Annotated in this window: 23 protein-coding genes; 10 read left to right on the forward strand and 13 right to left on the reverse strand. The window is 58.8% G+C overall.

What is annotated here, in order from left to right; all coding sequences use genetic code 11:
* Positions 1 to 18 precede the first annotated feature (18 nt).
* The 3 genes from RBB49_RS19850 to RBB49_RS19860 are packed head-to-tail and all read right to left on the reverse strand — an operon-like array spanning position 19 to position 2,910.
* Positions 19 to 744, reverse strand: a complete 726-nt coding sequence (locus tag RBB49_RS19850) for an ABC transporter ATP-binding protein (RefSeq protein ID WP_306144626.1) — start codon at positions 742 to 744, stop codon at positions 19 to 21.
* Positions 744 to 2,054: a glutamine synthetase family protein gene (locus RBB49_RS19855; protein WP_306144627.1), complete on the reverse strand. Its 1,311-nt coding sequence runs from the start codon at positions 2,052 to 2,054 to the stop codon at positions 744 to 746. The genes RBB49_RS19850 and RBB49_RS19855 overlap by 1 nt, the downstream gene beginning before the upstream one ends.
* Entirely contained in the window at positions 2,044 to 2,910 is an 867-nt protein-coding gene (locus RBB49_RS19860; protein ID WP_306144628.1) for a MurR/RpiR family transcriptional regulator, read from the reverse strand. Before RBB49_RS19860 ends, RBB49_RS19855 begins: the two co-directional genes overlap by 11 nt.
* 93 nt (positions 2,911 to 3,003) lie before the next feature.
* Here RBB49_RS19860 and RBB49_RS19865 point away from each other — a divergent pair, with 93 nt between their 5' ends.
* Complete coding sequence (locus tag RBB49_RS19865) at positions 3,004 to 3,795, forward strand: N-formylglutamate amidohydrolase (protein ID WP_306144629.1); 792 nt, start codon at positions 3,004 to 3,006, stop codon at positions 3,793 to 3,795.
* Positions 3,792 to 4,433 (forward strand): cysteine hydrolase family protein, encoded by a 642-nt coding sequence (locus RBB49_RS19870; RefSeq protein WP_306144630.1) that lies wholly within the window; start codon positions 3,792 to 3,794, stop codon positions 4,431 to 4,433. The genes RBB49_RS19865 and RBB49_RS19870 overlap by 4 nt, the downstream gene beginning before the upstream one ends.
* 69 nt (positions 4,434 to 4,502) lie before the next feature.
* On the opposite strand, the gene RBB49_RS19875 is transcribed toward RBB49_RS19870, so the two are convergent.
* The 3 genes from RBB49_RS19875 to RBB49_RS19885 form a co-directional block, all read right to left on the reverse strand.
* Positions 4,503 to 5,366, reverse strand: coding sequence for a sugar phosphate isomerase/epimerase (locus RBB49_RS19875; protein ID WP_306144631.1), 864 nt, complete (start codon positions 5,364 to 5,366; stop codon positions 4,503 to 4,505).
* Complete coding sequence (locus tag RBB49_RS19880; protein ID WP_306144632.1) at positions 5,363 to 6,271, reverse strand: NAD(P)-dependent oxidoreductase; 909 nt, start codon at positions 6,269 to 6,271, stop codon at positions 5,363 to 5,365. Before RBB49_RS19880 ends, RBB49_RS19875 begins: the two co-directional genes overlap by 4 nt.
* Before the next feature lie 205 nt (positions 6,272 to 6,476).
* Positions 6,477 to 7,133, reverse strand: coding sequence for an FCD domain-containing protein (locus tag RBB49_RS19885; protein ID WP_306144633.1), 657 nt, complete (start codon positions 7,131 to 7,133; stop codon positions 6,477 to 6,479).
* Between the two features lie 316 nt (positions 7,134 to 7,449).
* Between RBB49_RS19885 and RBB49_RS19890 the strand changes: the two genes are divergently transcribed.
* The 8 genes from RBB49_RS19890 (at position 7,450) to RBB49_RS19925 (ending at position 16,483) form a co-directional block, all read left to right on the forward strand.
* Positions 7,450 to 8,565: a mandelate racemase/muconate lactonizing enzyme family protein gene (locus RBB49_RS19890; RefSeq protein WP_306144634.1), complete on the forward strand. Its 1,116-nt coding sequence runs from the start codon at positions 7,450 to 7,452 to the stop codon at positions 8,563 to 8,565.
* A 185-nt stretch (positions 8,566 to 8,750) separates the two neighbouring features.
* A complete protein-coding gene (locus RBB49_RS19895; RefSeq protein ID WP_306144635.1) occupies positions 8,751 to 9,788 on the forward strand; it encodes a TRAP transporter substrate-binding protein in 1,038 nt (345 codons plus the stop codon).
* A 250-nt stretch (positions 9,789 to 10,038) separates the two neighbouring features.
* Positions 10,039 to 10,890, forward strand: a complete 852-nt coding sequence (locus RBB49_RS19900; RefSeq protein ID WP_306144636.1) for a TRAP transporter small permease subunit — start codon at positions 10,039 to 10,041, stop codon at positions 10,888 to 10,890.
* On the forward strand, positions 10,890 to 12,518 hold the full coding sequence (locus RBB49_RS19905; protein WP_306144637.1) for a TRAP transporter large permease subunit: 1,629 nt from the start codon (positions 10,890 to 10,892) through the stop codon (positions 12,516 to 12,518). The genes RBB49_RS19900 and RBB49_RS19905 overlap by 1 nt, the downstream gene beginning before the upstream one ends.
* 12 nt (positions 12,519 to 12,530) lie before the next feature.
* Positions 12,531 to 13,478: a phytanoyl-CoA dioxygenase family protein gene (locus RBB49_RS19910; RefSeq protein ID WP_306144638.1), complete on the forward strand. Its 948-nt coding sequence runs from the start codon at positions 12,531 to 12,533 to the stop codon at positions 13,476 to 13,478.
* Between the two features lie 42 nt (positions 13,479 to 13,520).
* The gene (locus tag RBB49_RS19915) at positions 13,521 to 14,600 is read left to right on the forward strand and encodes a Gfo/Idh/MocA family protein (protein WP_306144639.1); all 1,080 of its coding nucleotides are present in this window, start codon (positions 13,521 to 13,523) and stop codon (positions 14,598 to 14,600) included.
* 25 nt (positions 14,601 to 14,625) lie between these two features.
* Positions 14,626 to 15,525 (forward strand): NAD(P)-dependent oxidoreductase, encoded by a 900-nt coding sequence (locus RBB49_RS19920; RefSeq protein WP_306144640.1) that lies wholly within the window; start codon positions 14,626 to 14,628, stop codon positions 15,523 to 15,525.
* Positions 15,526 to 15,550: 25 nt separating this feature from the next.
* Entirely contained in the window at positions 15,551 to 16,483 is a 933-nt protein-coding gene (locus RBB49_RS19925) for a DMT family transporter (RefSeq protein WP_306144641.1), read from the forward strand.
* 93 nt (positions 16,484 to 16,576) lie between these two features.
* On the opposite strand, the gene RBB49_RS19930 is transcribed toward RBB49_RS19925, so the two are convergent.
* From RBB49_RS19930 to RBB49_RS19960, 7 genes are all read right to left on the reverse strand, one after another.
* A complete protein-coding gene (locus tag RBB49_RS19930) occupies positions 16,577 to 17,986 on the reverse strand; it encodes a hypothetical protein (protein ID WP_306144642.1) in 1,410 nt (469 codons plus the stop codon).
* A 634-nt stretch (positions 17,987 to 18,620) separates the two neighbouring features.
* Positions 18,621 to 19,544, reverse strand: a complete 924-nt coding sequence (locus RBB49_RS19935; protein ID WP_306144643.1) for an SMP-30/gluconolactonase/LRE family protein — start codon at positions 19,542 to 19,544, stop codon at positions 18,621 to 18,623.
* On the reverse strand, positions 19,544 to 20,281 hold the full coding sequence (locus RBB49_RS19940; RefSeq protein WP_306144644.1) for a cytochrome b561 domain-containing protein: 738 nt from the start codon (positions 20,279 to 20,281) through the stop codon (positions 19,544 to 19,546). Before RBB49_RS19940 ends, RBB49_RS19935 begins: the two co-directional genes overlap by 1 nt.
* 2 nt (positions 20,282 to 20,283) lie before the next feature.
* Positions 20,284 to 21,156 (reverse strand): carbohydrate ABC transporter permease, encoded by an 873-nt coding sequence (locus tag RBB49_RS19945; RefSeq protein WP_306144645.1) that lies wholly within the window; start codon positions 21,154 to 21,156, stop codon positions 20,284 to 20,286.
* Entirely contained in the window at positions 21,156 to 22,079 is a 924-nt protein-coding gene (locus RBB49_RS19950) for a carbohydrate ABC transporter permease (protein ID WP_306144646.1), read from the reverse strand. The genes RBB49_RS19945 and RBB49_RS19950 overlap by 1 nt, the downstream gene beginning before the upstream one ends.
* Before the next feature lie 64 nt (positions 22,080 to 22,143).
* Entirely contained in the window at positions 22,144 to 23,475 is a 1,332-nt protein-coding gene (locus RBB49_RS19955; protein WP_306144647.1) for an extracellular solute-binding protein, read from the reverse strand.
* Between the two features lie 29 nt (positions 23,476 to 23,504).
* Positions 23,505 to 24,596 carry an ABC transporter ATP-binding protein gene (locus tag RBB49_RS19960; protein WP_306144648.1) on the reverse strand — a complete coding sequence of 364 codons (1,092 nt, stop codon included), beginning with the start codon at positions 24,594 to 24,596 and terminating at the stop codon, positions 23,505 to 23,507.
* Positions 24,597 to 24,639 lie beyond the last annotated feature (43 nt).

Below are 24,639 nucleotides of genomic sequence, written 5' to 3' on the forward strand. Positions count from 1 at the left end.
CTCCTGTTTTGTGCCGCGTCAGGCGGCATTGGAATGGTCCTCGCCCAGATAGGCATCTATAACGTCTTGATTTGTTGTTATCTCTCGGGGCGTTCCTTCAGCGATCACGGCTCCCATATTCAGGACCGTGATCCTGTCGCAGAGCGTCATGATGAATTTGAGATCGTGATCGATGACCAGTGTGGCGCAGCCGAAGCGGGTCTTGACCCAGTCAAGCGCTCCGGCCAGCTCTTCCGTTTCCTGCTCGTTCATGCCCGCTGCCGGTTCGTCGAGCATCAGCACTTTCGGATTGAGCGCGAGCGCGCGCACGATCTCCAGGCGCCTGAGATGACCATAGGAAAGCGCGTTTGCCGGCATGCGTAGTCTGCCTGCCAGATCGAACCGCTCGAAGGCCTCGGCGATCGCAGCGCTGTCCTCATGCCCTTCGGATCGTGCCGTGATCTGCGCGACCTCGATGTTCTGTCCGACCGACAGGTTTTCAAAGATGCGGAGGTTCTGGAAAGTCCGGGCAATTCCCTTGCGGGTTCTGGCAGCCGCACCTGCCCCGTCCAGAATATCACCCTCAAGGGACATGGTGCCGCTGGTGGGCGTCAGAAGACCGGAAATCAGGTTGATCAACGTGGTCTTTCCGGCTCCGTTGGGTCCGATCAGCCCACGTACTTCGCCCGCAGCAACCTCGAAACTCACATTGCTGACGGCTCTGACACCGCCAAACTGTTTCGAAATGTCATTGAGCACCAGCATCAATAGACATCCTCGTATGCAGTGCATTTCTGCGCCGTATCCATTCCCTCAAGAAAGGCAGCCTCGGCCTTCTTGTGCGCAACGTAAACGCTGGCAAATTGAGGGTCGAACCAGCCGGTCACGACGTCGCTGCCCGCAAACCGCGCAAGCGCGTCTTCAAGTGTCTCCGGCAAGCGTACGAAGCCTTTCTGATCAAGCTCTTCCGCACTCAGAAGTGACAGATCTTCCTCGGTCACCTCAGGCGCGGCGAGTTTGTCCTCGATCCCCTGGCAACCCGCGTGAACGATTGCCGCAAGCGCCAGGTACGGAGAGGCAGCAGCGTCCCCGGCCCGGTATTCAATGTTGAACTGTCGCGCGATCCCGTCCGGATCCATCGCCGTTACCGGACAGATGCGCAGGCTTGCCTCGCGGTCCTGAAGGCCGAGATTGTTATATGCCGCGCTCCAGCGGTGCGGTGTCAGGCGTTCATAGGAGATGACGGAGGGTGCTGTCAGCGCGACGATGCTGTCCATGTATTTCAGCACGCCGGCGGCGAAAGATGCCGTCAGCGCTGAAAGCCCGTGGGCACCTGCCGGATCGTAGGTCAAGGGTCCCGTGTCGCCCATGAAACTCATGTGAATGTGAACACCATTGCCGACGCTCGACACATCGCGAATGGGCGTGAATGTCGCCCTCTGCTCGAACCTGCGCGCGGTCATCCGGGTCAATTCGCGCGTGATCACAGCTGCGTCGGCGGCTTTCACACCCTCTTCCGGTGCAACGGTCACTTCGAACTGGTCCGGCCCGTATTCGCAGATGAAACTGTCCGGTTTCAGACCAGCCTGCTCAAGAGCGGCCATCAGTGTTTCCGCAAAACCGGCGTGTTCGGCATGTCCCTGCAAACCGAATCCCTGATGAACGAGGGTCGAACCGCCGGCAAACTGGAACTCGTGCTCGAACGCAGCCATCAGCCGTGCACCGGTCAGGTCCTTCAGGCGGGACAACGCGGCGCGCAGGATGGAGCGCGTACAGAATCCCCAGGGTTGACCGTCCAGTGTCCGGATGTCCGACAGCATGAAACGTTCCGCTGGCGCGCCGTCCTCGAAGTCGACGCTGACATCGGCGGACTGATCGGGCACGAGGGCAAGATCGCCGAATGATCCGAACGGGCTGTCGGCAATGGTGTCGAAACAGGTGATCTGCACATTTGTCGGAACCCAGCCCATTCCGCGTTCGCGCCGCTTGTTCAACTGGTCCGCCGGGAAGGCCTTGCCGCGCGTTTTTCCGGAAAGATCGGACGTCGCGGCGAATATCATCGGCTTACGTATCATGTCTGAGCTCCTGCCTTCCCTCCGTCAGGGCGTCCCACGCCGATACGCGTCTGCTGTGTTTGGTCCAGTCCGTCTCGGCAACCCGCGTCATGATTGCCTCCATCAGCGTGAAACCTGCGGCGTAGCTGTCCCAGACGGTGCCGCTCTCAACCGGTACGGCGAGCGTTTCACGCGCATGGGTCACGGCTGGCGACAGCCATTTGTCCGTCAGAACGACGACATTCGCCTTTCTTTCGGTGGCCGCCAGCTTTGCCAGGTCGGTGACGGATTTCTGGTATCGCCGAAAATCGACAACGAAGAGGACGTCCTTGCCGCGCATCTTCAAAAGGCTGTCGGGCCAGGTTTCCGGGTCCGGGTCGATATGAAAAACGTCGTCGCGCAGCCGTTTCAGGTGGCGGCTGAGATGCTGCGCCACCAGATCGCTGACACGCCCGCCCATCACGAACACGCGCCGGCCCGGATCGCTCAAAAGCCCGCAGACACGTTCGAACTGCGCATCGGTGATGCTCTGGGCCATTTCATCGATGAGTGCATTGGCCCGCCTGGTGAAATCGCCCAGAAACGATCCGTCGACCTCGCGCTCGACAACCATCAACTCGATCGGCGAGCGCTGGCTCGCTTTCAGTTCCTGGATCAGCCTGCGCTGAAAGTCCTGGTAGCCCTGAAACCCGAGCTTGGAGACAAAACGCGAGATCGACGGAGACGAAACACCCGTGCGTTCGGCCAGAACCTGAATGGGTTCCAGACCGGCGAAGGGATAGTCCGACAAGAGCGTTGTCGAGAGCTTGCGCTCCGCCCCGGTCAACGCCTCGGAAGTCCCGGTAATCAGATCACGGATTGTGCTGTGAGCTACCATGTCATGCACAGTGAGCTGATAAAAAAATCTTGTCAAGCTTTCCTATTTGTGACGAAATGAAAAAAGATTATCAAAACCCCTCTGGAGCTTCACATGCTCAAGGAAGCGGCATATTCCGCGGAAAATATGGGCAAAACCTACCTCTCCGCCTCGGACCCGGAGCCGGTCGAGTGCATCAGGGGACGAGAAGACGCGGACGTGGTGCTTGTGTGTGAACACGCCGGACGCGCAATACCCGAAAGGCTTGGCAGCCTCGGATTGCGCCCCCGGGATCTGGACCGGCACATTGCCTGGGATATCGGAGCGCTGGCCGTTTCCGAGCGGATCGCGGCAAATCTCGGCGCGGACCTGATAAAGCAGCGCTACTCGCGCCTTGTCTATGACTGCAACCGTCCCTTCGATGCGCCGGACGCGACACCGGACGTCAGCGAAGATGTCGCGATCCCCGGCAATCGGAACCTCTCGCCTGAGGAACGGTTGATCCGCAAACAGACGATCTTCGACCCGTATGATGCCGCCTTGACGGCGATGCTGGAGGAACGCCCGAAGCGGGCGGCCTTTGCCATCCATTCCTTCACGCCGGTCTATCTCGGCAAGCACCGCCCCTGGCATCTGGGCCTCCTGTCGAGAACGGACCCCGAAACCGCCGACATCATTGCGGCAACCATGCGAAGGCGTGACAACCGGATGCTGGTCGGCAAGAACGTTCCCTATATGATCGAGGAAGACAGCGACTGGTTCATCCCGCGTCATGCCGAACCGCGTGGCCTCGCGCACTGCCTGATTGAAATCCGCAACGATCTGATCGACACCGAGGAAGGTCAGGATCTTTGGGCCGGTCATCTGACCGCCGCCTTCAAGGACGTCCTGGAGAAAAGGAAATGATGCTCACACGTGAAGTCCCGCTTGTGCCGGAACAATCCGGCCTGCTCTTCATAGACGTCCAGAACTTCGCCGCGCATCGCAGGGGCGCGGAATTCAACGGACTGACCGACGAGGCGTTCGACCGGAAATACGGCTGGTTCTTCTCGGAAATGAAGTCGCGCGTGGTGCCCAACATGCAGCGGCTTCAAAAAGCCTGCCGCGAGAGCAATGTCGAAGTGATGTACACGACGATCGAAAGCCTCACGAAAGACGGGCGCGACCGCAGTCTCGATTACAAGATCACGGGTTTCAATGTCCCGAAAGGCTCCTGGGACGGGAAAGTCATCGACGAATTGGAACCGGGAGACGATGAGATCCTATTTCCCAAGTCCTCCTCATCCGTCTTCGTCTCAACGCATATCCACTACGTGCTCGGCAATCTTGGCATCCGCCAGCTCGTGATCAGCGGCATCGTCACCGACCAGTGTGTCGAAAGCGCGATCCGCGATGCCTGTGATCTCGGCTATCTGGTCACCCAGGTCACCGACGCCTGCCTGACCTACACGCAGGAAAGGCACGACAATTCCCTGAAAACCATCAAGGGCTATTGCCGCCAGGTCACGACGGACGAGTTGATCGCGGAATTGGAAAACGCATAGTCGGCGTGGCATTGAAAGAGCCCGGCGCTGAATTCAGCGCCGGGAATATGAGCAACAGAAAACGCCGCCTTATCCGAAGAGGTGCTTGAACCGTTCGATGCAGAGCCGGAAACCGGCTTCGAAGTCACCGTTGCCCGGGTGGTAGACGCTCTCGAAGGAGATGACGCCGTCATAGGCGTCGGCCTTCAAAGCAGCGGCCATCGGTTCAAACTGATCCGCGAGCTGCCCCTCGCCCATGCGTTTCACCTCAAGCGTGGCACGCGGCGTATCGACAAGAACGTCCTTGATGTGGACATGACCGAGATAGCCGCCCTTCACTTCGTCATATCCGTCCGGATAGGCCCGCTCGTGGCACCAGCAGTTGTTCGCCGGGTCCCACAGGACTTTCAGCGCATCCTTGGCGTTGAGATCGTCGATCAGCTTGCGCGCGGTGTAGTTGGAGTTGACCATCGTGCCATTGCCGGTTTCCACGACAAGGGTCAGACCTTCAGATCGTGCAAGATCGACGGCAGGCGCGATCAGGGGAAGCGACGCCTCCCACGCTCCCTTCGCGACGTTCCACTTTTCCGCACCGCCCTTGCCCCAGAGGATCTGTTCCTTCTTGTTGGTCATGATCCGGACCAGCGGTGAGTTCAGTTCATGCGCCATGTCCATGACACGCTTCAGCGCATCCATATGCGTTGTATGGAGCGCGTCACCCGGCTTGTTCGCCGTTGTCATGCCGGCAAAGACATGCCGGGACAGGCAACTGACCGGCTTGCCATGCTTTTCCAGAAGCGCCTTGATCCCGGCAATCTCCTGACTTGAGTGATCGCCGACCTCCTTTTCTCCGACAAATTGCAGCTCGGCATAGTCAAGGCCGAACTCGTCCATCACGGTCAGCGCGTGAGCGAGATCACGGCTGATTCCGTCGCAAATGACACCGAGTTTCATGCTTTTTTGGCCTCCTCGCGATGGAGTTCAGCCCCGATGATCTCCTCGATCACCCGTGTGCAGATCCAGTTGTCGCCATTCGGATATTTCGTCTTGCCCGCGTGGAAGATCTGCATGGCGGCCGCGGCCGTGTGAAGCGGCACGCCGAGTTCCTCGCCAAGGTTCATCGAAATGGTAAGATCCTTGTGCATCGTATTGATATGACTCCCGGTTCCCTCGAACTGGCGGTCTATGATTTTCTGCAGCGCGTTGTTGACCACCCCGCATCCGGCCGAGGATGTGGAGAACACGTCGAGGATCACCTGCCCGGGCACACCTGCCTTTGCCGCAAGTGCCGCGGCTTCGAAGGTTGCGGAGAATTGCGAACCGATCAGCGACTGCAGGCACGCCTTGACCGTTTGGCCGTCACCGGCGCTGCTCCCCACGCGGTGTATGTTCGCCGAAACGGCCTCCATCACGGGTTTGAACGTATCCAGCACCGCGTCGGGCGCGGCCGCCATCATGGTCAGCGTACCGCCCTGCGCACCCGGGAAACCTCCCGAAACAGGGCTGTCAATGAGGTGGATGCCGCTGCCTTCCAGCATTGCGCCGACCTCGCGGCCTTCTCTTGGCTTGATGGTGGCCGTCAGGATGATGACGCTCCCCGGCGCCATGGTCTGGCGCAAACCGCCTTCGCCGAAAATGACGTCCTTGACCTGGTCGCCATTCATCACCATCACGAAGACCGCATCCGATCCCTTGCCGACGTCGCCCGCGCTTTCCGCGCGTGTACCGCCCATGGCCTCAAAGGCGCTCATTCTCTCAGGGGACAGATCGAACCCCCTGGTTTCAAAGCCGTTTGCGATCAGGTTTTTGGCGAGCCCGGAGCCCATGTCACCCAATCCGATTACACCTGTTTTCTGCATCCAAAATCCTCCGGTTGCACAACGAGTTTGGCCGGCGGCCTGTTGGTCCACCGGCTTCGATATGCGGGATTTCAAGCGGCGGCCCCAAAAGGTTCGCCGGCGCCGGGCGGGTCCGGAAGACACCCGCTGCCCATGTCCAGGCATCATGCCGGCCCCGGAAGACATCTTTGCGACGCCTCGGATTTTCGGCCGGGATGACGCTTTTCTAGAACGTTTCCTCCACGTATTTCCAGGCCGCGCTCAGATGCGCAACAAGAGCATCTTCCGCGCGGGCCGGATCCCTTTCCAGGATGGCATCGTAGATGGCCTTGTGATCGAGATAGACAGATCTGTTGTGGTCATCGGACCGCGTCATGCGCGCCCAGTTCGGCGACAGCCAGGCCGTAAAGCCCTCATGCATTGCCGGGAAAATCGGATTGCTGCCGATCCGGTAGAGAACGCCGTGGAAAGCGATATCGGTCCGGAAAAACTCCTCCGAGTTATCAAGCGCCTTTTCGTTGGCCAGAAGTGCAGCCTTCAGGTCGGAGATATTCTCCTTGGTGGCATTCAGGGCAGCGTCCCTCACCAACCCGCGCTCGATGAAAACCCTGCTCTGATAGAGGTTTTGAACCCCGCCGGGCTCGTTCAGCAGATAGCGGACGATCGTGCCGGTGGCGTTGAGCAATGTGCCGTAGTCGGGCCTGCGAACAACGGGCCTGAACCTGGGACGCAACTCGATGAGTCCACGATTGGCAAGTGCCGAGATTGCTTCGCGTACGACCGTCCGCGACGTACCGAATTCTTCCATGAGGTCGCGTTCGGGAGGCAATGGCTTGTTGTTGGCCAATTCGCCAGATGCAATACGGGCTTCGAGTGCGGTCACTATCGTGTCCGCAGCCCGCTTCTCTCCCTGTTTGTCCGGTATCACGGCAGTAGCCAATTGGTTGTACCAAACTCTCGTTTACTTTGACCACAATGCTATGCCCCCATATTGGGCGAAAGCAAGCGTTTCCGCACATCATTTGATCACTATAAAAAAAGACATTTTAAACCAACAACTTAAAATATTTTTTAAATCGATTTAAATGGAATGGCGGGAAACGCTCTTGACTCACCTTTCAATTCGCGCTCTGCTCCAATTCGACTTGGTCGAACCAAAACGAATTATATAGTGTTCTTGGCATCTTGGGAGGGATACCTTGACAACCATCGTCAGCGTATCCGTCAGGCTGTTCCATATTCCGCTTGCCGAGATACTGGTCGATGCAAAGCACGGCGATCATACCCATTTCGAACTGGTAACCGCGACCCTTGCGCTTGACGACGGGCGCACGGCAACCGGCTACACCTATACCGGCGGCAAGGGCGGTCACGCGATTGCAGCGATGATCGAACACGACCTCGCGCCCTTCCTGATTGGAAAAAACCCCGAAAACGTTGAATCTCTTTACGAAGAGATGCAGTGGCACGTCCACTATGTCGCCAGAGGCGGCATTGCATCTTTCGCGATCTCGGCCGTCGACATCGCACTGTGGGATCTGCGCGGGCAGAAGGAAGGCCTTCCCCTTTGGAAGCTGGCCGGTGGTCAGGGCAGAACCTGCAAGGCCTATTGCGGCGGCATCGATCTCGGCTTCCCGTTGCCGAAACTTCTCGACAGCGTCCGGGGCTACCTCGACCGCGGCTTCAACGGAGTGAAGATCAAGGTCGGTCAGCCTTCCCTTGAAGAGGACGTCGCGCGAGTCGCCGCCGTCCGCAATCTCATCGGGCCCCATGTCGCTCTCATGGTCGACGCCAACTACGCAATGAGCGTCGATGAGGCGATTGCGGCGGCAAACGCATTCAAGCCCTTTGACATCCTGTGGTTCGAAGAGCCGACCATTCCGGACGACTACAAGGGATATGCCGAAATCGCCGAAGCAACGGGAACGCCGCTTGCAATGGGCGAGAACCTGCACACAATTCACGAATTCGGCTACGCGCTTGAACAGTCAAAGCTCAGCTTCATCCAACCGGATGCGTCCAATTGCGGCGGCATCACCGGGTTTCTGCAGGCCGCCGATCTGGCAGCACGTCATGGCGTGCCGGTGTGCAGTCACGGAATGCAGGAGCTGCACGTAAGCTTGCTTGCTGGAATTGGCGGCGAAGGCTGGCTCGAGGTTCATTCATTTCCGATCGAAGAGTACACAAGGCGGCCCCTGGTTGTTGAAAACATGCTGGCCGTCGCACCCGATGAACCGGGCGTCGGTGTGATTTTCGATTGGACAAAACTGGAAGCAGAGGATTTGCTGTCCAGGGAGAGACGGGGAGCTGCGTAGTTGCGGGCCGGCTGAGATGCCGCGACGCAGGCAGCTTTCAAGGCCGCATCAGAATGATCGGCCGAGGGGGAACAAGCTCGGTGAAGGTCCTGGGACCCGATGGAGCAAATCGCTGGAACACCAGCAACGACGACCGGTGGCGTTTTGACCGCCGGTCTTTTGGAGCAACTTGGGAGGAATAAGGAATGCTCAAGAAACTTACGAGAACAATGCTCGCAGGCGTGGCGACCGCCGGCCTCGCGCTTTCGATGGGCGCTGCAACGGATGCCAGCGCGCAGGACAGCACGAAGCTGCGCATCCAGACGCACTTCTCCACGGAAACGCTCTCTGGCCAGATGGCTCAGGAGTTCATCGACGACGTCACCGCGATGTCGAACGGTGAAATCGAGATCGAGATGTTCTTCGCATCGTCCGTCGTCAAGTCCGCAGAGACCTTCGACGCCGCAGCGACGGGTATTCTTGACTGCGACATGACCGGTGGCGCTTACCAGACCGGTAAGAACCCGGCATTCCAGTTTGCCGGCGACCTGACCGGTGGCTACCAGAATCCCTATCAGCAGTATGCATGGCTGCTGCATGGCGGTGGTTATGAAAAGCTGAACGAACTGTACAATGCCAACAACATGGAGTTCATCGGCTGGTGGATCCCGGGCCCTGAGTCCCTGTCCTCGACGAAATCCTTCAAGGGCGTCGATGACCTGAAGAACTGGAAGTTCCGTTCGCCTCCGGGCGTGATCACGCTGATCTTCGAAAAGCTCGGCGCTTCGCCGATCGTGATGGACTTCAACGAGATCTTCACCGCTCTTGAGACCGGCATCATTGACGGCGCCGACGCCGCCAACATCACCAACAATGTCGGCCTCGGCCTTTATGACATTGCAACGGAAACCAACTATCCCGGTTTCCACTCCATGCCGGCTGACCACCTTGCCTGCCGCAAGGATGTCTGGGATGCAATGCCGGATCACCACAAGGCGATCCTGAAGGTTGGAATGCAGGCGCTTGGCCTGAAGAACTCCACGATCAACGAAGTCAAGAACGCCCAGACGGCGAAAGAACTTCGCGAAAAAGGCATCGCATTGAACACCTGGTCCGAAGAAGATCTGGCGATCTACCGTCAGGCCGTTCAGGACAGCTGGAAAGAGTTCGCGACCACGCCTGAGTCCCAGGAACTGCTGCAGAGCCACCTGGACTTCCTGCGCGATCTCGGCGCAATGCAGTAAGACTGGCATCCAGTCGACAACAATGTGGCGGCGGAGCACGGTTCCGCCGCCATACCCTCCCCCGGATAGACTTCGAAAACTGGACTGAATACCAAATGCCGGGGTTGGCGCGGATTGCCTGAAGTATGCGGCAATTCATTTGAATTTCTGTTTCTGGCACAGGTGCATTGCGCAGCGTGACAAAACAGCGGGGAAGACTGAAGGGGCAGCCCATGCGCGCGGATCTACGCGTTTCCTATCGGGGGAAAAGATGAAAGAGCAAAAGTCCGGCGGATTGCGGGAATGGGTCATTCCCGTCGCATTTGCGGTATGCGCAGGCTGGGTCATCTGGCACGGGCCTGCCTACATTCTCGATTTCTTCCCGCATGCAAATGAAAGCATGACCGCGCAAATCACCGAGCTGCACCAGCGCAAGGATGTTTCCCCAGGCCTGTCCGGCATGTTCGGCGGTATCATGGACATCATCGACTGGGCGGCCCTGTTGCTTCTGCCCATCCTGCTTGTTGTCGGCATGCGCAGCGTCGTTCACGCCCAGATGGAATACCCCGACTATACCCGGTTCGACTATTTCGCGCTGTTTATCGGCCGTGTCGTCATGCTCCTGATCATCATCATGACGCTGGTCATGCTCTATGAAGTGTTCCTGCGATACGTGATCGAGGCACCAACCCTGTGGGCCAACGAGCTGACACTCTGGATCGCCGGTTTCGTGTTCCTGCTCTCCGGTCTCTATGCGATGCAGCAGCGCTGCCATATCCGCATTTTCATTCTCTACGACATCCTGCCGAGGCCGATGCGCCATGCCTGCGATGTCATTTCGGTGCTGATGATCTGCCTGTTCGCCTTCTTCCTTGTCTACGGAAGTTACAAGCAGGTCTTCGCCATCAAGTTCCACCGCTGGGAAATGTTCGGGACGGCCTTCGATCCGCCGATCCCCGCGACGATCCAGCCGATGATCCTCATCGTGGCTGTGCTCGTTGCAATCCAAGCCGTCGCCAATCTGATTGCCGATTGGGACAAGCAGCCGACCGAAATGGAAGAGCCTGACATCATCGACGAAGAAGAGCTCGAAGCAATCAAGAAAAGCGTGGGTGCAAAGTAATGGACGTCGGCACGATCTCAATAGTCCTGGTTTTCGGACTTCTCTTCCTGCTCGGCATCGGCATGCCGCTCGGCTTTGCCTCGGCGATCCTGGCTGCGCTGGTGATGATCATGAAATTCGAGCCCACCCTGCTCACCGACCCGACGAGCTTCGGAACAGGGCTGCTCACCAGCAATCCGGGCACCGGCCCCTTGTATCTTCTGACCCAGAAGATCTTCGACCTGATGACCGAGTACGTGCTGATCTCGGTGCCATTGTTTATCTTCATGGCGGCCTTGCTCGAACGCTCCGGCATTGCCAAGCAGATGTATGACAGTCTGGATTTCTGGCTCAGCCGGGCGCGCGGCGGCGTTGCCATCGTGACCTCCATCATGGCGGTTCTGATGGCGGCCATGTCCGGCATCATCGGCGGCGAAGTCGTTCTGCTCGGATTGATCGCCCTGCCGCAGATGCTGCGCCTCGGCTACAACCAGAACCTTGCGATCGGAACGATCTGTGCGTCGGGTTCGCTTGGCACGATGATCCCGCCATCGATCGTTCTCATCATCTACGGCCTCATCACCGAAACCTCGATCAAGGCGCTGTTCACGGGAGCCTTCATTCCCGGCTTCATGCTCGCCAGCTTTATCATGATCTACATCGTTGTCCGCACGCAGCTGGACCCGTCCCAGGCACCTCTGCCAGAGCCGCGCGAGGGCGATCCGGAGGGCGGCGAAAAACTGATCATGTTCGGCGGCTTCGTCAGCGTGGTCGTATCCGGCGTCATGGCGATCCTGATCGCGCGGATCGCTTTCCTCACGGTCATGGGACGGAACGATCCATCGGTGGAGGGATTTGAGCCGCCGCCCCTCGGGATGGTCTCCGACCTGCCCTGGCTGATCGGCATCGGAGCACTGGCGCTTCTGTTTATTTTCCTGGTCGCGGGTCGTCAGAGAACCGCCTCCGGCTGGGAACACGGCAAGGGGCTCGTGCCGCCGCTCGCCGTTATCGGAATTGTTCTTGGCTCGATTTACGGCGGCGTCACGGGCATTACCGAAGCCGCCGGGATGGGTGCGGTCGCGGTGTTCCTGATCGCCCTCTTCCGAGGCGAAGCCTCCGTTGATCTGCTGTGGGTCTCCATGATGCGCACCTTGCGGTCGACCGGAACCATCATCTGGGTGACAATCGGCGCGGCAACGCTTGCCGGCGCGTATACTCTTGCCGGTGGCCCCACCTATATCGCACAGCTCATCATCGGTGCGGAAATGCCGACAATGCTGGTGATCCTGACGATGATGGTGATCCTGCTGTTCATGGGAGCCTTCATGGACTGGGTCGGCATCGTTCTGCTGATCATCCCGGTATTCCTGCCGATCGTAAAGCGGTTGCCGATCGACGAAATCGGCTTCCTCGGCACGTTGTCACCACAGCATGTCGCGATCTGGTTCGGGGTCCTTTTCTGCATGAACATGCAGGTCAGCTTCCTGTCGCCACCCTTTGGCCCAGCCGCGTTCTACCTGAAGTCGGTTGCGCCTCCGCACATTTCACTCACCGATATTTTCCGGGGCTTTCTCCCCTTTATCGGTGTACAATTGGTTGCGCTCGCCGTGTTGCTGATCTGGCCGACGATTGTCACCATTCTTCTTTGAGGACCTCACATCATGCTTAGTCAAGGCGATGTCGATCTGTTCCGAAAACAGGGTTATCTCGTTGTCGAGGGCCTGCTGGACGAAGATGCCCTGACAAACGTCCGGAACGAATACAGCGCGCTCATGGACGATCTTTACGGCGCGTGGCAGCAGGACGGCAAGGTCCCTCAGCCACACGAGGGAATGGGTTTCTGGGACAAGCTGGACCGGGCCTACAGAGGTGGTTTCGATTGGTATCAGCCCTTCGACATCAGCCTGCCGCATAGCGGCATTTCGGACAACACGCCGATGCATTTCGGGCCTGCCGTGTTCGACATGGCGACAAACGCGAATATTCTGGATTGTGTCGAGGCCCTGATCGGCCCGGAGATTTCCTCCAATCCGATCCAGCATGTCCGCATCAAACCGCCTCAACACGCTGTGGCTGCGTCTGAAAATCGGGCACATGTGATTGCAACCGACTGGCACCAGGACCAGGGCGTAACCCTGGAAGAGGCCGACGAGACAACTTTCGTGACCGTTTGGCTGGCGATCACCGACGCCACGATCGAAAACGGTTGCCTGCAGGTTGCGCCCGGGGCCTATCAGGAAATGCTGCCGCATTGTTCCAGATCCCAGGTCGGAATAGCCGAGCCCTTTCTGCCCCGGGACGAAGCCACACCTGTCCCCGTCAAGGCCGGCGGTGCCGTCATCTTTCACCCGCTGACACCGCATGGATCGCTTTCGAACAAGAGCGATCACTACCGCTGGTCGTTCGATCTGCGCTATCACGTGACGGGACAGCCGTCGGGCCGGAGCCATTTCCCGGAATTCGTCGCACGCTCGCGCGCCAATCCGGGGTCCGAACTCAAGGACTGGCGCCTCTGGAAAAAGATGTGGGAAGACACCCGCCATCATCTTGCGCACAGCGAGCACATTCCCCAGCACCGCTGGGGCAACGACGCACCCTATTGCGCGTAAAGCGAACACCAAGCAAACAACCGTTCTGGTTGGAGACGGGAATTGAACCGTAGCACTCCCATTCGCCTCGTGGTCATCGGGGCCGGTCTTGTCGGTCAAAGGCATGCCCGCCATGCCTTTGAGCATCCGGATATCGCTCTTGCATGGATCGTTGACCCCAATCCGGACCAGCAGGCGCTGGCCAGGGAACTGGACTGCCGATGGGCACCGGATCTGGAAAGCGTTCCGGCCTCCGATTGCGACGCCGCTGTCATCGCGACGCCCAATTCCGACCATCTTCCAAGCGGACTGGCCTGCCTGGAAAGAAACTGGGCGACACTGGTGGAAAAACCCGTTGCAGATACGGTCGAAAACGGCGAGAAGCTGGTAAACGCATTTGAAGCCCGCCGCCTGCCGCTTCTCGTCGGTCACCACCGCCGCTACCACCCATCCGTCGAAAAGGCGCAGGAGTTGATCGGAACAGCAGCGCTGGGAGCACCTGTTTCCGCCTCGCTGATCTGGGCCGTGCGCAAACCGGACAGCTATTTTCAGGCCGGCCTGTGGCGGCGCAAGAGCGATGGCGGCCCGCTCCTGATCAATTTCATCCACGAAGCGGACCTGCTTGTCGGTCTGTTCGGCCCGGTCAAGGAGGTGCAGGCCATGGTGTCCCACCATGCACGTGGCAGCTCCGTTGAGGACAGCGCCGCAATCAATATCCGTTTCGCAAGCGGCGTGATTGCGACCGCCGTTCTGAGCGACGCCGCGCTTACACCCTGGAGTTTCGAAGGCGCGAGCGGCGAAAACCCGAATATCGCGGAGACCGGCATCTCCTCCTGGCGCATCGGATGCACGGCGGGCAGTTTCGAATTCCCGGCCCTGCGCGTTTGGACCGATGCGCAAGGTGAGGAAGGCGATTGGTCCCGTCCGCTCAAACACGAGAGGATCGAAACTGAAAAGGTCAATCCGCTTCACGAGCAATTGACGCATTTCGCCAGCCTGATCCGCCAGGAAAGCTCTATACCCAAGGTCTCCGGCCGCGACGGGCTCGAAGCGCTTCGCCTCGTCGAAGCCGTGCGCACGGCAGCGCTTACCGGGCGCCCTGTCGTGATGGACGGACCGGTTCAAAACGCAAGTATTGTCTGACAACTTTATGAATTGAGGAACGATCATGAGCAAACCGAAGATTGGCTTTATCGGCATCGGATTGATGGGCGCGGCTATGTGCAACCGTCTTTTGGACCAGGGCTATGAACTGGCCGTCGTCGCCAACCGGTCGCGCGAGCGCGTCGAGGCCCTTGTTGCCCGTGGCGCAAGCGAGGTGAAATCCGCCCGCGAGGTGGCAGAGGCAAGCGATGTCGTCATGCTTTGTGTCGACACGTCCGTTTCCGTGGAAAGCCGGATGTACGGTTCCGAAGGTGTGATTGCCGGGCTTGCACCGGGCAAGATCGTGATCGACTTCGGAACTTCCCTGCCCGCCTCCACGAAAACGATCGGGGCAGCGGTTGCCGAAGCCGGCGCAACCTATCTCGATTGCCCGATTGGACGCACCCCGTCCCACGCACTTGAAGGCAAACTCAACCTGATGTGCTCCGGCAATGCGGCCGCGTATGAACGTGTGGAGGCGGTTCTGAACGACCTGGGTGAAAACGTCTTCCACCTCGGTGAACTCGGCACCGGGCACACGATCAAACTGATCAACAATTTTTTCGCGCAAGCGGTCGCAAACGGCATGTCGGAAGCCTTTGCCATGGCGGACAAGGCCGGCGTCGACCGTCAGAAGGTCTATGACGTGATGGCGGCCGGTCCGCTTCACTCGGGCATGATGGATTTCGTCAAGGCCTATGCGATCGACAACGATCCGAACAAGCTCGCCTTCTCGATCCGCAATGCCCGGAAGGATGTCGGCTACTACACGGACATGGCCGAAAGCCTTGGTGTTGAATCGATCATGGCGGCAGGAGCAAAAAAAGCGCTCGACCTCTCCATCGAAGCCGGCAGAGGCGACGAGTTCGTTCCTCTCCAGGTCGACTTCTTCGTTGACCACTTCAAGGCGGGCGACAAGGATTAGGGGCCTGACCCTGAACCGGTAAGGTATGGCGCGATTTGCTTCCAGGACCATCGAAGACAAGCCGTTTCTCGGCATCGTCCTGATCCTCGTTGCCTATCTTACCTTCGCCTTCATCGACACGGGCTCGAAATGGCTGGGCGTCCTCGGTTTGGGCGCCCTGCAGCTGTCTTTCATGCGCTATTTCGGGCATTTCGTGATTTCGCTGGGTCTGTTCGCCGCAAGCGACTTTGATTTCAGGCAGTTGCGCTGTGAGCGGATCTGGCTGGTAATCCTGCGCGGCGCCCTCCTGACCGGGTCGACCGTCTTCAATTTCGCGGCCCTGCGTTACCTGCCGCTGACACTCACCTCGACCATCCTGTTTTCGTCGCCGATCTTGATCTGCGTTCTGTCCTGGCCCCTCTTGCGCGAACGTGTCGGCCTGATCCGCTGGTCCGCGGTCGCGCTCGGGTTCGCAGGCGTGGCGGTCGCCATTCGGCCTTTCGACGAAGACTTTCACTTCGCGGTCCTGCTCTCGCTGGCCGCCGCATTCTGTTTCGCACTTTATTCGATCCTGACCCGCAAGCTGGCGGGCGTCGTCTCGCCGGACACGATGCAGTTCTACACCGGGTTCGTCGGCACGTTCGCTCTGGTGCCGTTTGCGATCCTAGAGTGGCAAAACCCCACGACCGGCTTTCAGTGGTGCGTGCTGGTCGGCCTGGGTATTCTTGGCTGGGTCGGGCACCAGTTCCTGACCAACGCAATGAGTTTCGCGCCGGCCAACCTGCTGATGCCCTTCGGCTACGTCTTCATCCTGTACCTGACGGTCGCAAGCTATCTTGTCTTCGATCAGCTGCCCGATCAGTGGACGGTCATCGGCGCGGCCATTATCGTCGTGTCAGGATTGATCATCTTTTACCGCGAACGTGTGCTGTATGCGCGCCGGCTCAACGCGGCCCGGCCAGGCGCGCCGAACGTTTAGTGCGGTGAGTTTGAAGTTCGCACTATTGCTCCAGCAGCCTCCGAAGCGAGCTTCAGGTTCCTGACCCCAGGTTGGCGACGCAAGCCACTCCTGTCAAAAGCGTGTCCAGATGCCGTTATCCGCCTGTGAGATTTTCCGCACTGCGCTGTGCCCGTCTGCCTTGAGCCAGTGGTTCGCCAAATCGAGGAGCAGGCGATCCACATTGCTCATCGCAGCATGCAGCTTTTCAAGCTCCTGCGGGACACCGGGCTTGCCCAGTTCTTCCGCCATTTTGCGGGCGTCCGCTTCGGTGATCGGAATGCCCGACTTCGCGAAGGACGTGGTCAGCGAGTTCACGATCTGCTGCACATTTCTCGCAGTTCCAGTGGCTGCAACGAGCGGCAAGGTGGTTGCCAGCACTATTCCCAGAACCTTCATCGAGGCCTTGACCGTGACCTCTTCCGCCGCGCCCAGCCCCCCCATCATCTTGCCCATGAACATGGCGACATGCTGGGCCGTGAAGCCTTGAGGTACCGACGAAAGAGCGGTCGAAAACGCCGAACCGAGACCACGAAGAAGGTGGGTCCAGAAGTTCGGACATTTTTCTTTCAGGAACTTGAAGCCCTGCACGATATCCGGCATCACCGCGGCGACGCTTTTCACCTGCTTTTCTCTGGTCTTGTAGAAGACGAGGCCCTTGGTAAAGACAAGGATCGCCGTCACGGCAAGACCTGGCGTTCCGATGATCGTCGTACCGAAGCCCATGACAAAGCCCGCCATGGCGTTGCTGGCCGGTTTCACTGCCCGTGTCTGGCTGTTGATCTCTCTGAAAAGGCCTGACGATTCCAGGTTTACGATGAAGTCGAGCCCGCGGCTGGCATAAAGCGTGTTGCCGCGGATCCAGAATACCTTGCCGGTATCACCGCCGGATTGACCCACAATCACCTGTTTGAGTTTAAGATCGACCGTGCCTTTCGGAACGGCATAGCTGCCGCCGACCAGGCCGGACGTGGATCCCCTTACGTCGTCGAGCCACGAGAGATTCCCCTGCGCGACCCGAAGCGCCTCCGCCCCCTTGGCGACGACGAGATGTCCCTCCTTATCGCGGTAGGGTTTGTTCTTGGGAACCACCACTTTCGGCACGCTGCCGTTGCCTGTGCCACCGTTGGCCCGGGGGCTTTCCCCGCTCCCGCCCGAGCCGTGACCGGTTGATCCGCCGCCCGCCCGTCCACCGGCCCCGGTTTTCTCCTTTGCCGCATGCGCCTTTTTCGGCAATACGGGGATATGTTGCTGGGGGTCATGACGTGGATCGGTCCAGCGCCAAGACGCGGCCGATGCCGGATTGTTCAGCCCGCGTTCCGTACGCCCGCCTGGATCCACCCGTGCGTCAGGCCGACCGAAGCCCAGCGCGACGGCCTGAAAGTCGGCGATCATCCCCTGGGTCAAGCGCCCTGCGATCCCGTCAACGGTAAGCGGCTCACCAACGCGGGGCATCAATTCATTGATGCGCATTTGAACGGCCATGACGTCGGCCTTCTGGTTCTTGCCGCTGAGGCCTACTGATTTCTCAATGCTTAAAGTAAATGTGATGATCATGGGCAAGGCGCCGCTGGATCAACTACCTGAGTAGCCACCAGAATATTAAAAATTCTGAATCTGGCAGCGACGGCTTGCCTGGCATTCCAATGTAAATTGAGCCGAGCTAAAGAAACAGTCCATGCTGTCATAGGAAATTTCCTTCGCGTATTGAGATCACCTGATCACAACGGCTTCTGGTCGACAAGCTATGGATAAGCATAGGTCTGCAAACGCTTACCTCCGGCATGAACACCTGGCCCGGCTCCATCGGAGCAAGGTGTTTGCCGGCTTCAGGTAACCGAGAAAGCTAATTTGAAACAAGGTTTAATCAGATCTGCCTGATCAGAAACCATCAGACAGTTCGGCGAAATTGCCCAAGAAGGTTTTCTGGGAGGCCATCGACGAAGGCAAAGACCTGTTCTCTCCCGCAGAGTGCCGGAACTGCTTTTCTGCTCCCCGATACGACCCGGAGTGATCGGAAAACACTCTAGCTAGTCACCTTCTTCGGTCTGAAATTCGTTCGAAGCCCGCTGCAAGATGTGTCGAACTTCAGAGTCAGGTGACCAGCAGGGCTTCTGGTTCACTTCACACCGTTCACGTTCAGATAGACCGAATAGAGCGAGCTCGTGCCGGCAATAAACAGCCGGTTCAGCTTTGGTCCGCCGAAACAGACGTTGCCGACCATCTCCGGAATGCGCACCTTGCCGATCAGAACACCGTCAGCATTGAGGCAATGAACGCCGTCGGCCGCCGAACTCCAGATGCGCCCGTCCCGGTCGAGACGAAACCCGTCGAAAAGACCGGCGGTGCAGGACGCGAACACGCCGCGGTCCACAAGCGACCTGCCGTCGCTGCCGACCTTGAATTTCTCGATATGGGCCGGACCGTCGTCATCATGGGTTACGCCCGTGTCGGAAACAAACAGCCATTCCTCGTCTTCCGAAAACGCAAGGCCATTGGGCTTGAAGAAACCGTCGGCGGCGAGTTCCACTTCCCCTGTTGCCGGATCCACCCGGTAGACATTGCAGCTGCCGATCTCGCTGTCCGCCCGATCGCCTTCATAATCCATCAGGATCCCGTAGGACGGGTCGGTGAACCAGACAGAACCATCCGACTTCACAACAACGTCGTTCGGGGAATTCAGCCGCTTTCCGTCCCAGTGCGAGGCGATCACGCTGATCGAGCCGTCATGCTCTGTCCGGGTCACGCAGCGTGTCAGGTGCTCACAAGTCACGAGCCTGCCCTGCGTATCCACGGTGTTGCCGTTGGCATTGTTGGAGGGACGCCTGAACTCTGAAACCGATCCGTCGGTTTCGTCCCAACGCAGCATGCGATTGTTGGGAATGTCGGACCAGACGAGATAGCGGCCTGCCGGGAACCAGGCAGGTCCTTCCGACCATCGCGCTCCGGACCACAGTCGCTCCACCCGTACATGACCGACAAAACAGGACTCAAATTCCGGTTCAATGACTTCAAAACCGGTTCCTTCCAAAACGCCAAACATCATGTTTCCCGTTGCTTTTCAAATGACTGTTGCGGGAAGTCGGGCCGCCGTGTCCCCCATCCCTGTTGTTTCATCCTGTTTCCCGGATGCCCGGGGTCAGGCCCCCAGATTGCCTGATACGTATCGACCGCGCACCCGAGACGCTGAAGATAAGCGGACGCGACAAGCAGAATGCTCCACCAGCAGACAAGGGAAAGCCACATCCAGTTGGGCGCGTTTGCCGTCCACAATCCGCTCGCGATCGCCCCGATCATGAGAGCAAGCGCAAGATAACCGCAACCCTTGTGAATCGCTTCAAAAATCAGCCGGTGCCGGGTCATATCGTAGTGATCGCCACGCAGGGAGCCGTCGGCCCGCCTGTCTGTCGGACCGCCCTTGCTTCCCCGCAGGAGACCGGAAAACGCCTGAACCATTGCAAGGGCAAGGACCGAATAGCCGAACAGCCGATGAACCAGGGCCGTCCCGGTGTTCTGGGAGGACATCAGGACAAGCGCCAGCCCGACAACGGATAGAGCCACAACAAGGGACTGGGAGATCCAGTGACTGCGCCACCAGATCTTGCTGTCCAGTTCGCGCGGCCAGTCCTGTCCGGGCAGAACCTTGAAGAAACGCGCCATCATGATCGCAAGCGGGGCAAGTATGCCCCAGCCCAGGACCATGAACCGGGCGTGCCAGGACAAGGCAACGCCGATTTCATGAGGTCTGGCCGCATCCATGGGGGATATCAGCCACTCCATCATCATCCCTTCACGGCCCCTGCCGTCATGCCGGTGATGATCTGCTTCGAGGCAACGAACGTGAACAGGATCGGCGGGATCGCCAGCAGCATTCCCGTTGCCATGATCACCCCCCAGTTGATGTCGTACTCGGTGATCGAATTCACGATCGTCACGGGCACCGTGCGTGTCGAGCGTCCGGAGAGAGCGTTCGCCAGGAGGAATTCGTTCCAGGCGATGCGGAACGTGAAGATTGCGGCAGCCGCCAGGCCCGGCTGAATGATCGGCAGCACCACGAGGAAGAACACCTGGAACGGATTGGCGCCGTCCATGCGTGCGGCTTCTTCAAGCTGGATCGGCACCTGCACGATGAAGCTCTGCAAGATCCAGATCACGAAAGGCAGGTTCATCGCCGTATAGATCAGGATGATACCGGCATAGGTCTGGTCAAGCCCGTACTGGAACGTCCAGATACCGAAAACCGGAACGAGCAGGACAGCGGGCGGAACCATGCGCATGAGAAGCGTCGTCATGGAGACGGCCCCGCGGCCCATGAACTTGAAGCGGACAAGCGCATAGGCGGCCATGCAGCCGATAGTCAGCGTCAGCCCGGTGGAGATCAGCCCGACGATCAGGGAATTGACCAGCGCGCGACCGAAGGTCGGATCGCAATAATCGACATGTTCCGGTTCGTACCAGAGGAAGTTGCACAGCACCGTCTCGTAATTCTTGATCGTCGGCGAGAAGAAGAAGGCCGGCACCGAGGCATCATAGACATCGACATTGGTCTTGAACGACGTTGCCAGCATCAGGGCGATCGGACCGACACTCATCACCACCAGCGCAACGATAAGGGCATAAAAGGCCGGGTTCTGTTTTTCCGATTGAGCAGACATCACGTGTCGTCCTTTTCGGCAGCTGCGCGTTGGCGTGCGGCACGGGCTTCCTGAACGCGGTTGTACAAGAACATTCCGATGGTCAGGGCCATCAGCAACATGAGGAGCAGGTTCGACATGGCGGCCGCTTCACCCAGTTCCTGGAATTCCTGCGCGGTCCGGAAGATGCGAAGCGCGAGAATTTCCGTGGACAGACCCGGACCGCCGTTGGTCAGGACCAGGATCACTTCCAGCACCTTGAAGGCATCGATCAGGCGCAATAGAAGCGTCACGATCAGAACGGGCATCATCAGGGGCAGCTTGATCATGAAGATCTTCTGCCACTCGTTGGCCCCATCTATTTCCGCAGCTTCCAGCGCAGAGCGCGGCAGCGACTGCATGGCGGCGAGCGCCAGGATGAAAATGAAAGGTGTCCACTGCCAGACATCGGCAATCACGATCGCGATGAAGGACCAGGTGCTGTCGGAGAGCCAGGGTATCCCCTCGAACCCGAAGCTTTTGAGCGTGCGGTTAAAGATGCCGACCGTCGGGTGATACATGTAGCGCCACATCAGACCGACCACGATGGGTGCGATCATCATGGGCAGGATGAAGACCGTGCGCAGCACCGCCATCCCCTTGAGCTTCCGGTCCAGCAGCAGTGCCAGGCCGACACCCAGGATCATTTCGAGCGTCACGACGATCGCGGCGAAGCGAATGGTCACCCAGAAACTCTCGCGAAAGGCATCATCGTTCCAGAGATTTACATAGTTCCGAAATCCGATGAACTCGGCCTGGCCGATCCGCTGGCTCGGGCTCCAGTCCAGGAAACTGGCATAGACCATGTATCCGATCGGATAGAGCAGCGCGAACACAAGGATGATCCCTGCCGGCGCCAGAAACATGTAAGGGGTCAGCCGATTGGCCTTGATCGCAACGCTCATTGCGGATCGCTTTCAGTGAGGATTTTTGAGAGCCCCGCGGCAAGGCCGCGGGGCAGCGTCAGGGTTACTGGGTCCAGGTGTAGTACCCGGCATCATCCATCAGCGCCTGTGTGCGCTCGGCGACACCGTCAAGGGACTCTTGAACCGGTGCGTCCTCGGTGATGATCTTGGACAGGGTCGTGCCGAGATCGGCATTGATCTTGCCCCAGACCGGGATGATCGGACGCCAGTCGGGATCCGCATTCTTGAGTGCTTCGCCGAAGGTAGCCATATGCGGGAACTTCTCGTTCACGTCAGCATCGGCGTGGGTCGAATAGCGGGACGGGTTGCCGCCGGCCATGGCGATCAGCTTGTCCGCTTTCTTGCTCGTCAGCCACTGCATCAGCAGGAACGCCGCATCCTTGTTCTGGGCATTTTTCGGAATGCCGATACCGAAGCCGCCTGTCTGGGAACCGGCTCTTACACCAACCGGATGCGGGGCCCATTCAACAAGGCCGACAACCTTGGATTTGTCGGGATTGTTGACCTGGCCGGCAAAGACGGTTGAATCCAGGAACATTGCCGAATTGCCTTGCAGGAACGAAGCCCCTGCTTCCGCAAAACCGAAGGTCTTGGAGCCTTCCGCGCCGCAGTTGACGATCTTCTTCAATGCCTCTGCTGCCTGGACACCTTCCGCGTTGTTGACGATCGGCTTCCACTCGTCATCGAAGATCCGGCCTCCAAGCGGGGCAAGGTGCAGCAGGAACGCGTGGCTGGCGTGGTGTCCGGAAGCTGCCCGCGAAGCAAGGCCGCCCATGCCGGGCTCGAGTTCCGGGATCAGGCACACGAGCTCCAGCAGCTCTTCGTAGGTTTCAGGAACCTTCAGGTCGTGCTTGTCGAAAATATCCTTGCGGTAGCCGAGGATCGACGTTTCCGAACCGAAAGGCAGACCGAAGAGCGATCCCGTCGGGCCCGGAAGATATCCCTTCTTGCCGCCGGCAACACCGATATTGGCGACATACCCGTCAATGAGGTCTTCCGCCTCGTAGTTCGGATCGGCCAGTTTCGGGTTCATGAAGAAGCGCGCAAGGTTCTCCAGCTGATCGGCATAGACGTAATCCGCCTTGGAAAACACGACATAGGCGATCAGGTCATAATCGCCGCGGTTCTTGGTCAGCTCCAAAGTCTGGCGTTCACGCATTTTCAGGTATTGAAGCTGGTCGACTTCGACCCGGATACCGGTTTCCTTTGTGAATTCCGGCAGGACCTTCATCACGGCGTCAAAATGCGGGTGCGCGGGGAAATTGACGACAAGGGTCTCGCCGGCGAACTCCTCGTAGGGGTTCGCAAGTGCGGCCGTGGCGCCAAGCGCGAGCCCGGCAACGGCACAGACTGTCGTTTTCAGGTATTTCAGCATTCATTCCTCCCTTAGAAGCAAGGTTCAGATCACCTGATGGCAACCTCTGTTTCGCGGTCGAACATGTGAATGCCCTCCCTGTTGACCGCAAATCTCAGTGTTTCACCCAGGGCAATGGGCGTTTCGGACTTGAGTTCGACCTCGACCTTCTGGCCGCCGCAATCGCACAGGAGAACGGACTGGGCACCGATGTACTCGGAGACAATCACCTTCAGGTCGATGGATTCATGGTCCGGCGCGTCCGGGCTGTAATGCAGGTCGGACGGTCGGATGCCGAGCGTGATGGCGTTGGAAGACAAAGACGCGACCGCCGACGCCTTTTCCTCCGGGAGAACCAGTTCAAAACCGTTCCCGCTGACGAACGACCGCCCCGAAAGGTCCTGGACTTCGGCTTCCAGAAAATTCATCGGAGGCGAGCCGAGAAAACCGGCGACAAACTTGTTGGCGGGCCGTTTGAAGAGTTCCTCCGGAGTTCCCTGCTGCTGGATGTAGCCGCCATGCATGACAACGATCCGGTCACCGAGCGTCATGGCCTCGATCTGATCGTGCGTGACGTAGATCATGTTCTTGCGGACTTTCTGGCGCATCAGCGCCAGCTCTGCACGCATCTGGCCGCGCAGTTTCGCATCGAGGTTCGACAGGGGTTCGTCAAACAGGAAGGTACCTGCGTCCCGGGTCAGGGCACGGCCCATCGCTACACGCTGCCTTTGCCCGCCGGACAGTTCACCCGGCTTTCTGTGCAGGAAATTCGTCAGTCCGAGCATATCGGCCACCTTGCCGACTTTCTCGTCGATCTCCTTTTTCGGACGCCTTTGAAGCCGCAGAGCAAAAGACATGTTCCGGGCAACATTCATGTGCGGGTAAAGCGCGTAATCCTGGAACACCATCGCGAGGTCACGCGCCTTCGGCTCAAGGTTGCTGACCGGTTTGTCGTCGATGAAGATCTCGCCGTCGCTGACAGTTTCCAGCCCGGCAATCATGCGCAGCGTGGTGGATTTTCCGCATCCGGATGGGCCGACGAGAACGGTGAACTCATTCTCCTCCATGTCCAGATTGATGCCGTGAAGCACCTCGAAGTTCCCGTATCGCTTGACGAGGTTTTCAAGTCTGATGCGCGGCATTTTTCCTCCCCGGGGCACCTGATGACGGTGCAAGCGCTATGTG

This window comes from Roseibium sp. MMSF_3412, from assembly GCF_030733265.1.
GTDB lineage: Bacteria > Pseudomonadota > Alphaproteobacteria > Rhizobiales > Stappiaceae > Roseibium.

Bases quoted from the DNA above. Each gene is read 5' to 3' on its own strand.
- RBB49_RS19880 (WP_306144632.1), bottom strand. From the start codon at position 6,271: ATGCAGAAAACAGGTGTAATCGGATTGGGTGACATGGGCTCCGGGCTC.
- RBB49_RS19850 (WP_306144626.1), bottom strand. From the start codon at position 744: ATGCTGGTGCTCAATGACATTTCGAAACAGTTTGGCGGTGTCAGAGCC.
- RBB49_RS19870 (WP_306144630.1), top strand. From the start codon at position 3,792: ATGATGCTCACACGTGAAGTCCCGCTTGTGCCGGAACAATCCGGCCTG.
- RBB49_RS19930 (WP_306144642.1), bottom strand. From the start codon at position 17,986: ATGGCCGTTCAAATGCGCATCAATGAATTGATGCCCCGCGTTGGTGAG.
- RBB49_RS19925 (WP_306144641.1), top strand. From the start codon at position 15,551: ATGGCGCGATTTGCTTCCAGGACCATCGAAGACAAGCCGTTTCTCGGC.
- RBB49_RS19910 (WP_306144638.1), top strand. From the start codon at position 12,531: ATGCTTAGTCAAGGCGATGTCGATCTGTTCCGAAAACAGGGTTATCTC.
- RBB49_RS19940 (WP_306144644.1), bottom strand. From the start codon at position 20,281: ATGGAGTGGCTGATATCCCCCATGGATGCGGCCAGACCTCATGAAATC.
- RBB49_RS19920 (WP_306144640.1), top strand. From the start codon at position 14,626: ATGAGCAAACCGAAGATTGGCTTTATCGGCATCGGATTGATGGGCGCG.
- RBB49_RS19935 (WP_306144643.1), bottom strand. From the start codon at position 19,544: ATGTTTGGCGTTTTGGAAGGAACCGGTTTTGAAGTCATTGAACCGGAA.
- RBB49_RS19865 (WP_306144629.1), top strand. From the start codon at position 3,004: ATGCTCAAGGAAGCGGCATATTCCGCGGAAAATATGGGCAAAACCTAC.
- RBB49_RS19875 (WP_306144631.1), bottom strand. From the start codon at position 5,366: ATGAAACTCGGTGTCATTTGCGACGGAATCAGCCGTGATCTCGCTCAC.
- RBB49_RS19955 (WP_306144647.1), bottom strand. From the start codon at position 23,475: ATGCTGAAATACCTGAAAACGACAGTCTGTGCCGTTGCCGGGCTCGCG.
- RBB49_RS19950 (WP_306144646.1), bottom strand. From the start codon at position 22,079: ATGAGCGTTGCGATCAAGGCCAATCGGCTGACCCCTTACATGTTTCTG.
- RBB49_RS19960 (WP_306144648.1), bottom strand. From the start codon at position 24,596: ATGCCGCGCATCAGACTTGAAAACCTCGTCAAGCGATACGGGAACTTC.
- RBB49_RS19900 (WP_306144636.1), top strand. From the start codon at position 10,039: ATGAAAGAGCAAAAGTCCGGCGGATTGCGGGAATGGGTCATTCCCGTC.
- RBB49_RS19855 (WP_306144627.1), bottom strand. From the start codon at position 2,054: ATGATACGTAAGCCGATGATATTCGCCGCGACGTCCGATCTTTCCGGA.
- RBB49_RS19945 (WP_306144645.1), bottom strand. From the start codon at position 21,156: ATGTCTGCTCAATCGGAAAAACAGAACCCGGCCTTTTATGCCCTTATC.
- RBB49_RS19895 (WP_306144635.1), top strand. From the start codon at position 8,751: ATGCTCAAGAAACTTACGAGAACAATGCTCGCAGGCGTGGCGACCGCC.
- RBB49_RS19905 (WP_306144637.1), top strand. From the start codon at position 10,890: ATGGACGTCGGCACGATCTCAATAGTCCTGGTTTTCGGACTTCTCTTC.
- RBB49_RS19860 (WP_306144628.1), bottom strand. From the start codon at position 2,910: ATGGTAGCTCACAGCACAATCCGTGATCTGATTACCGGGACTTCCGAG.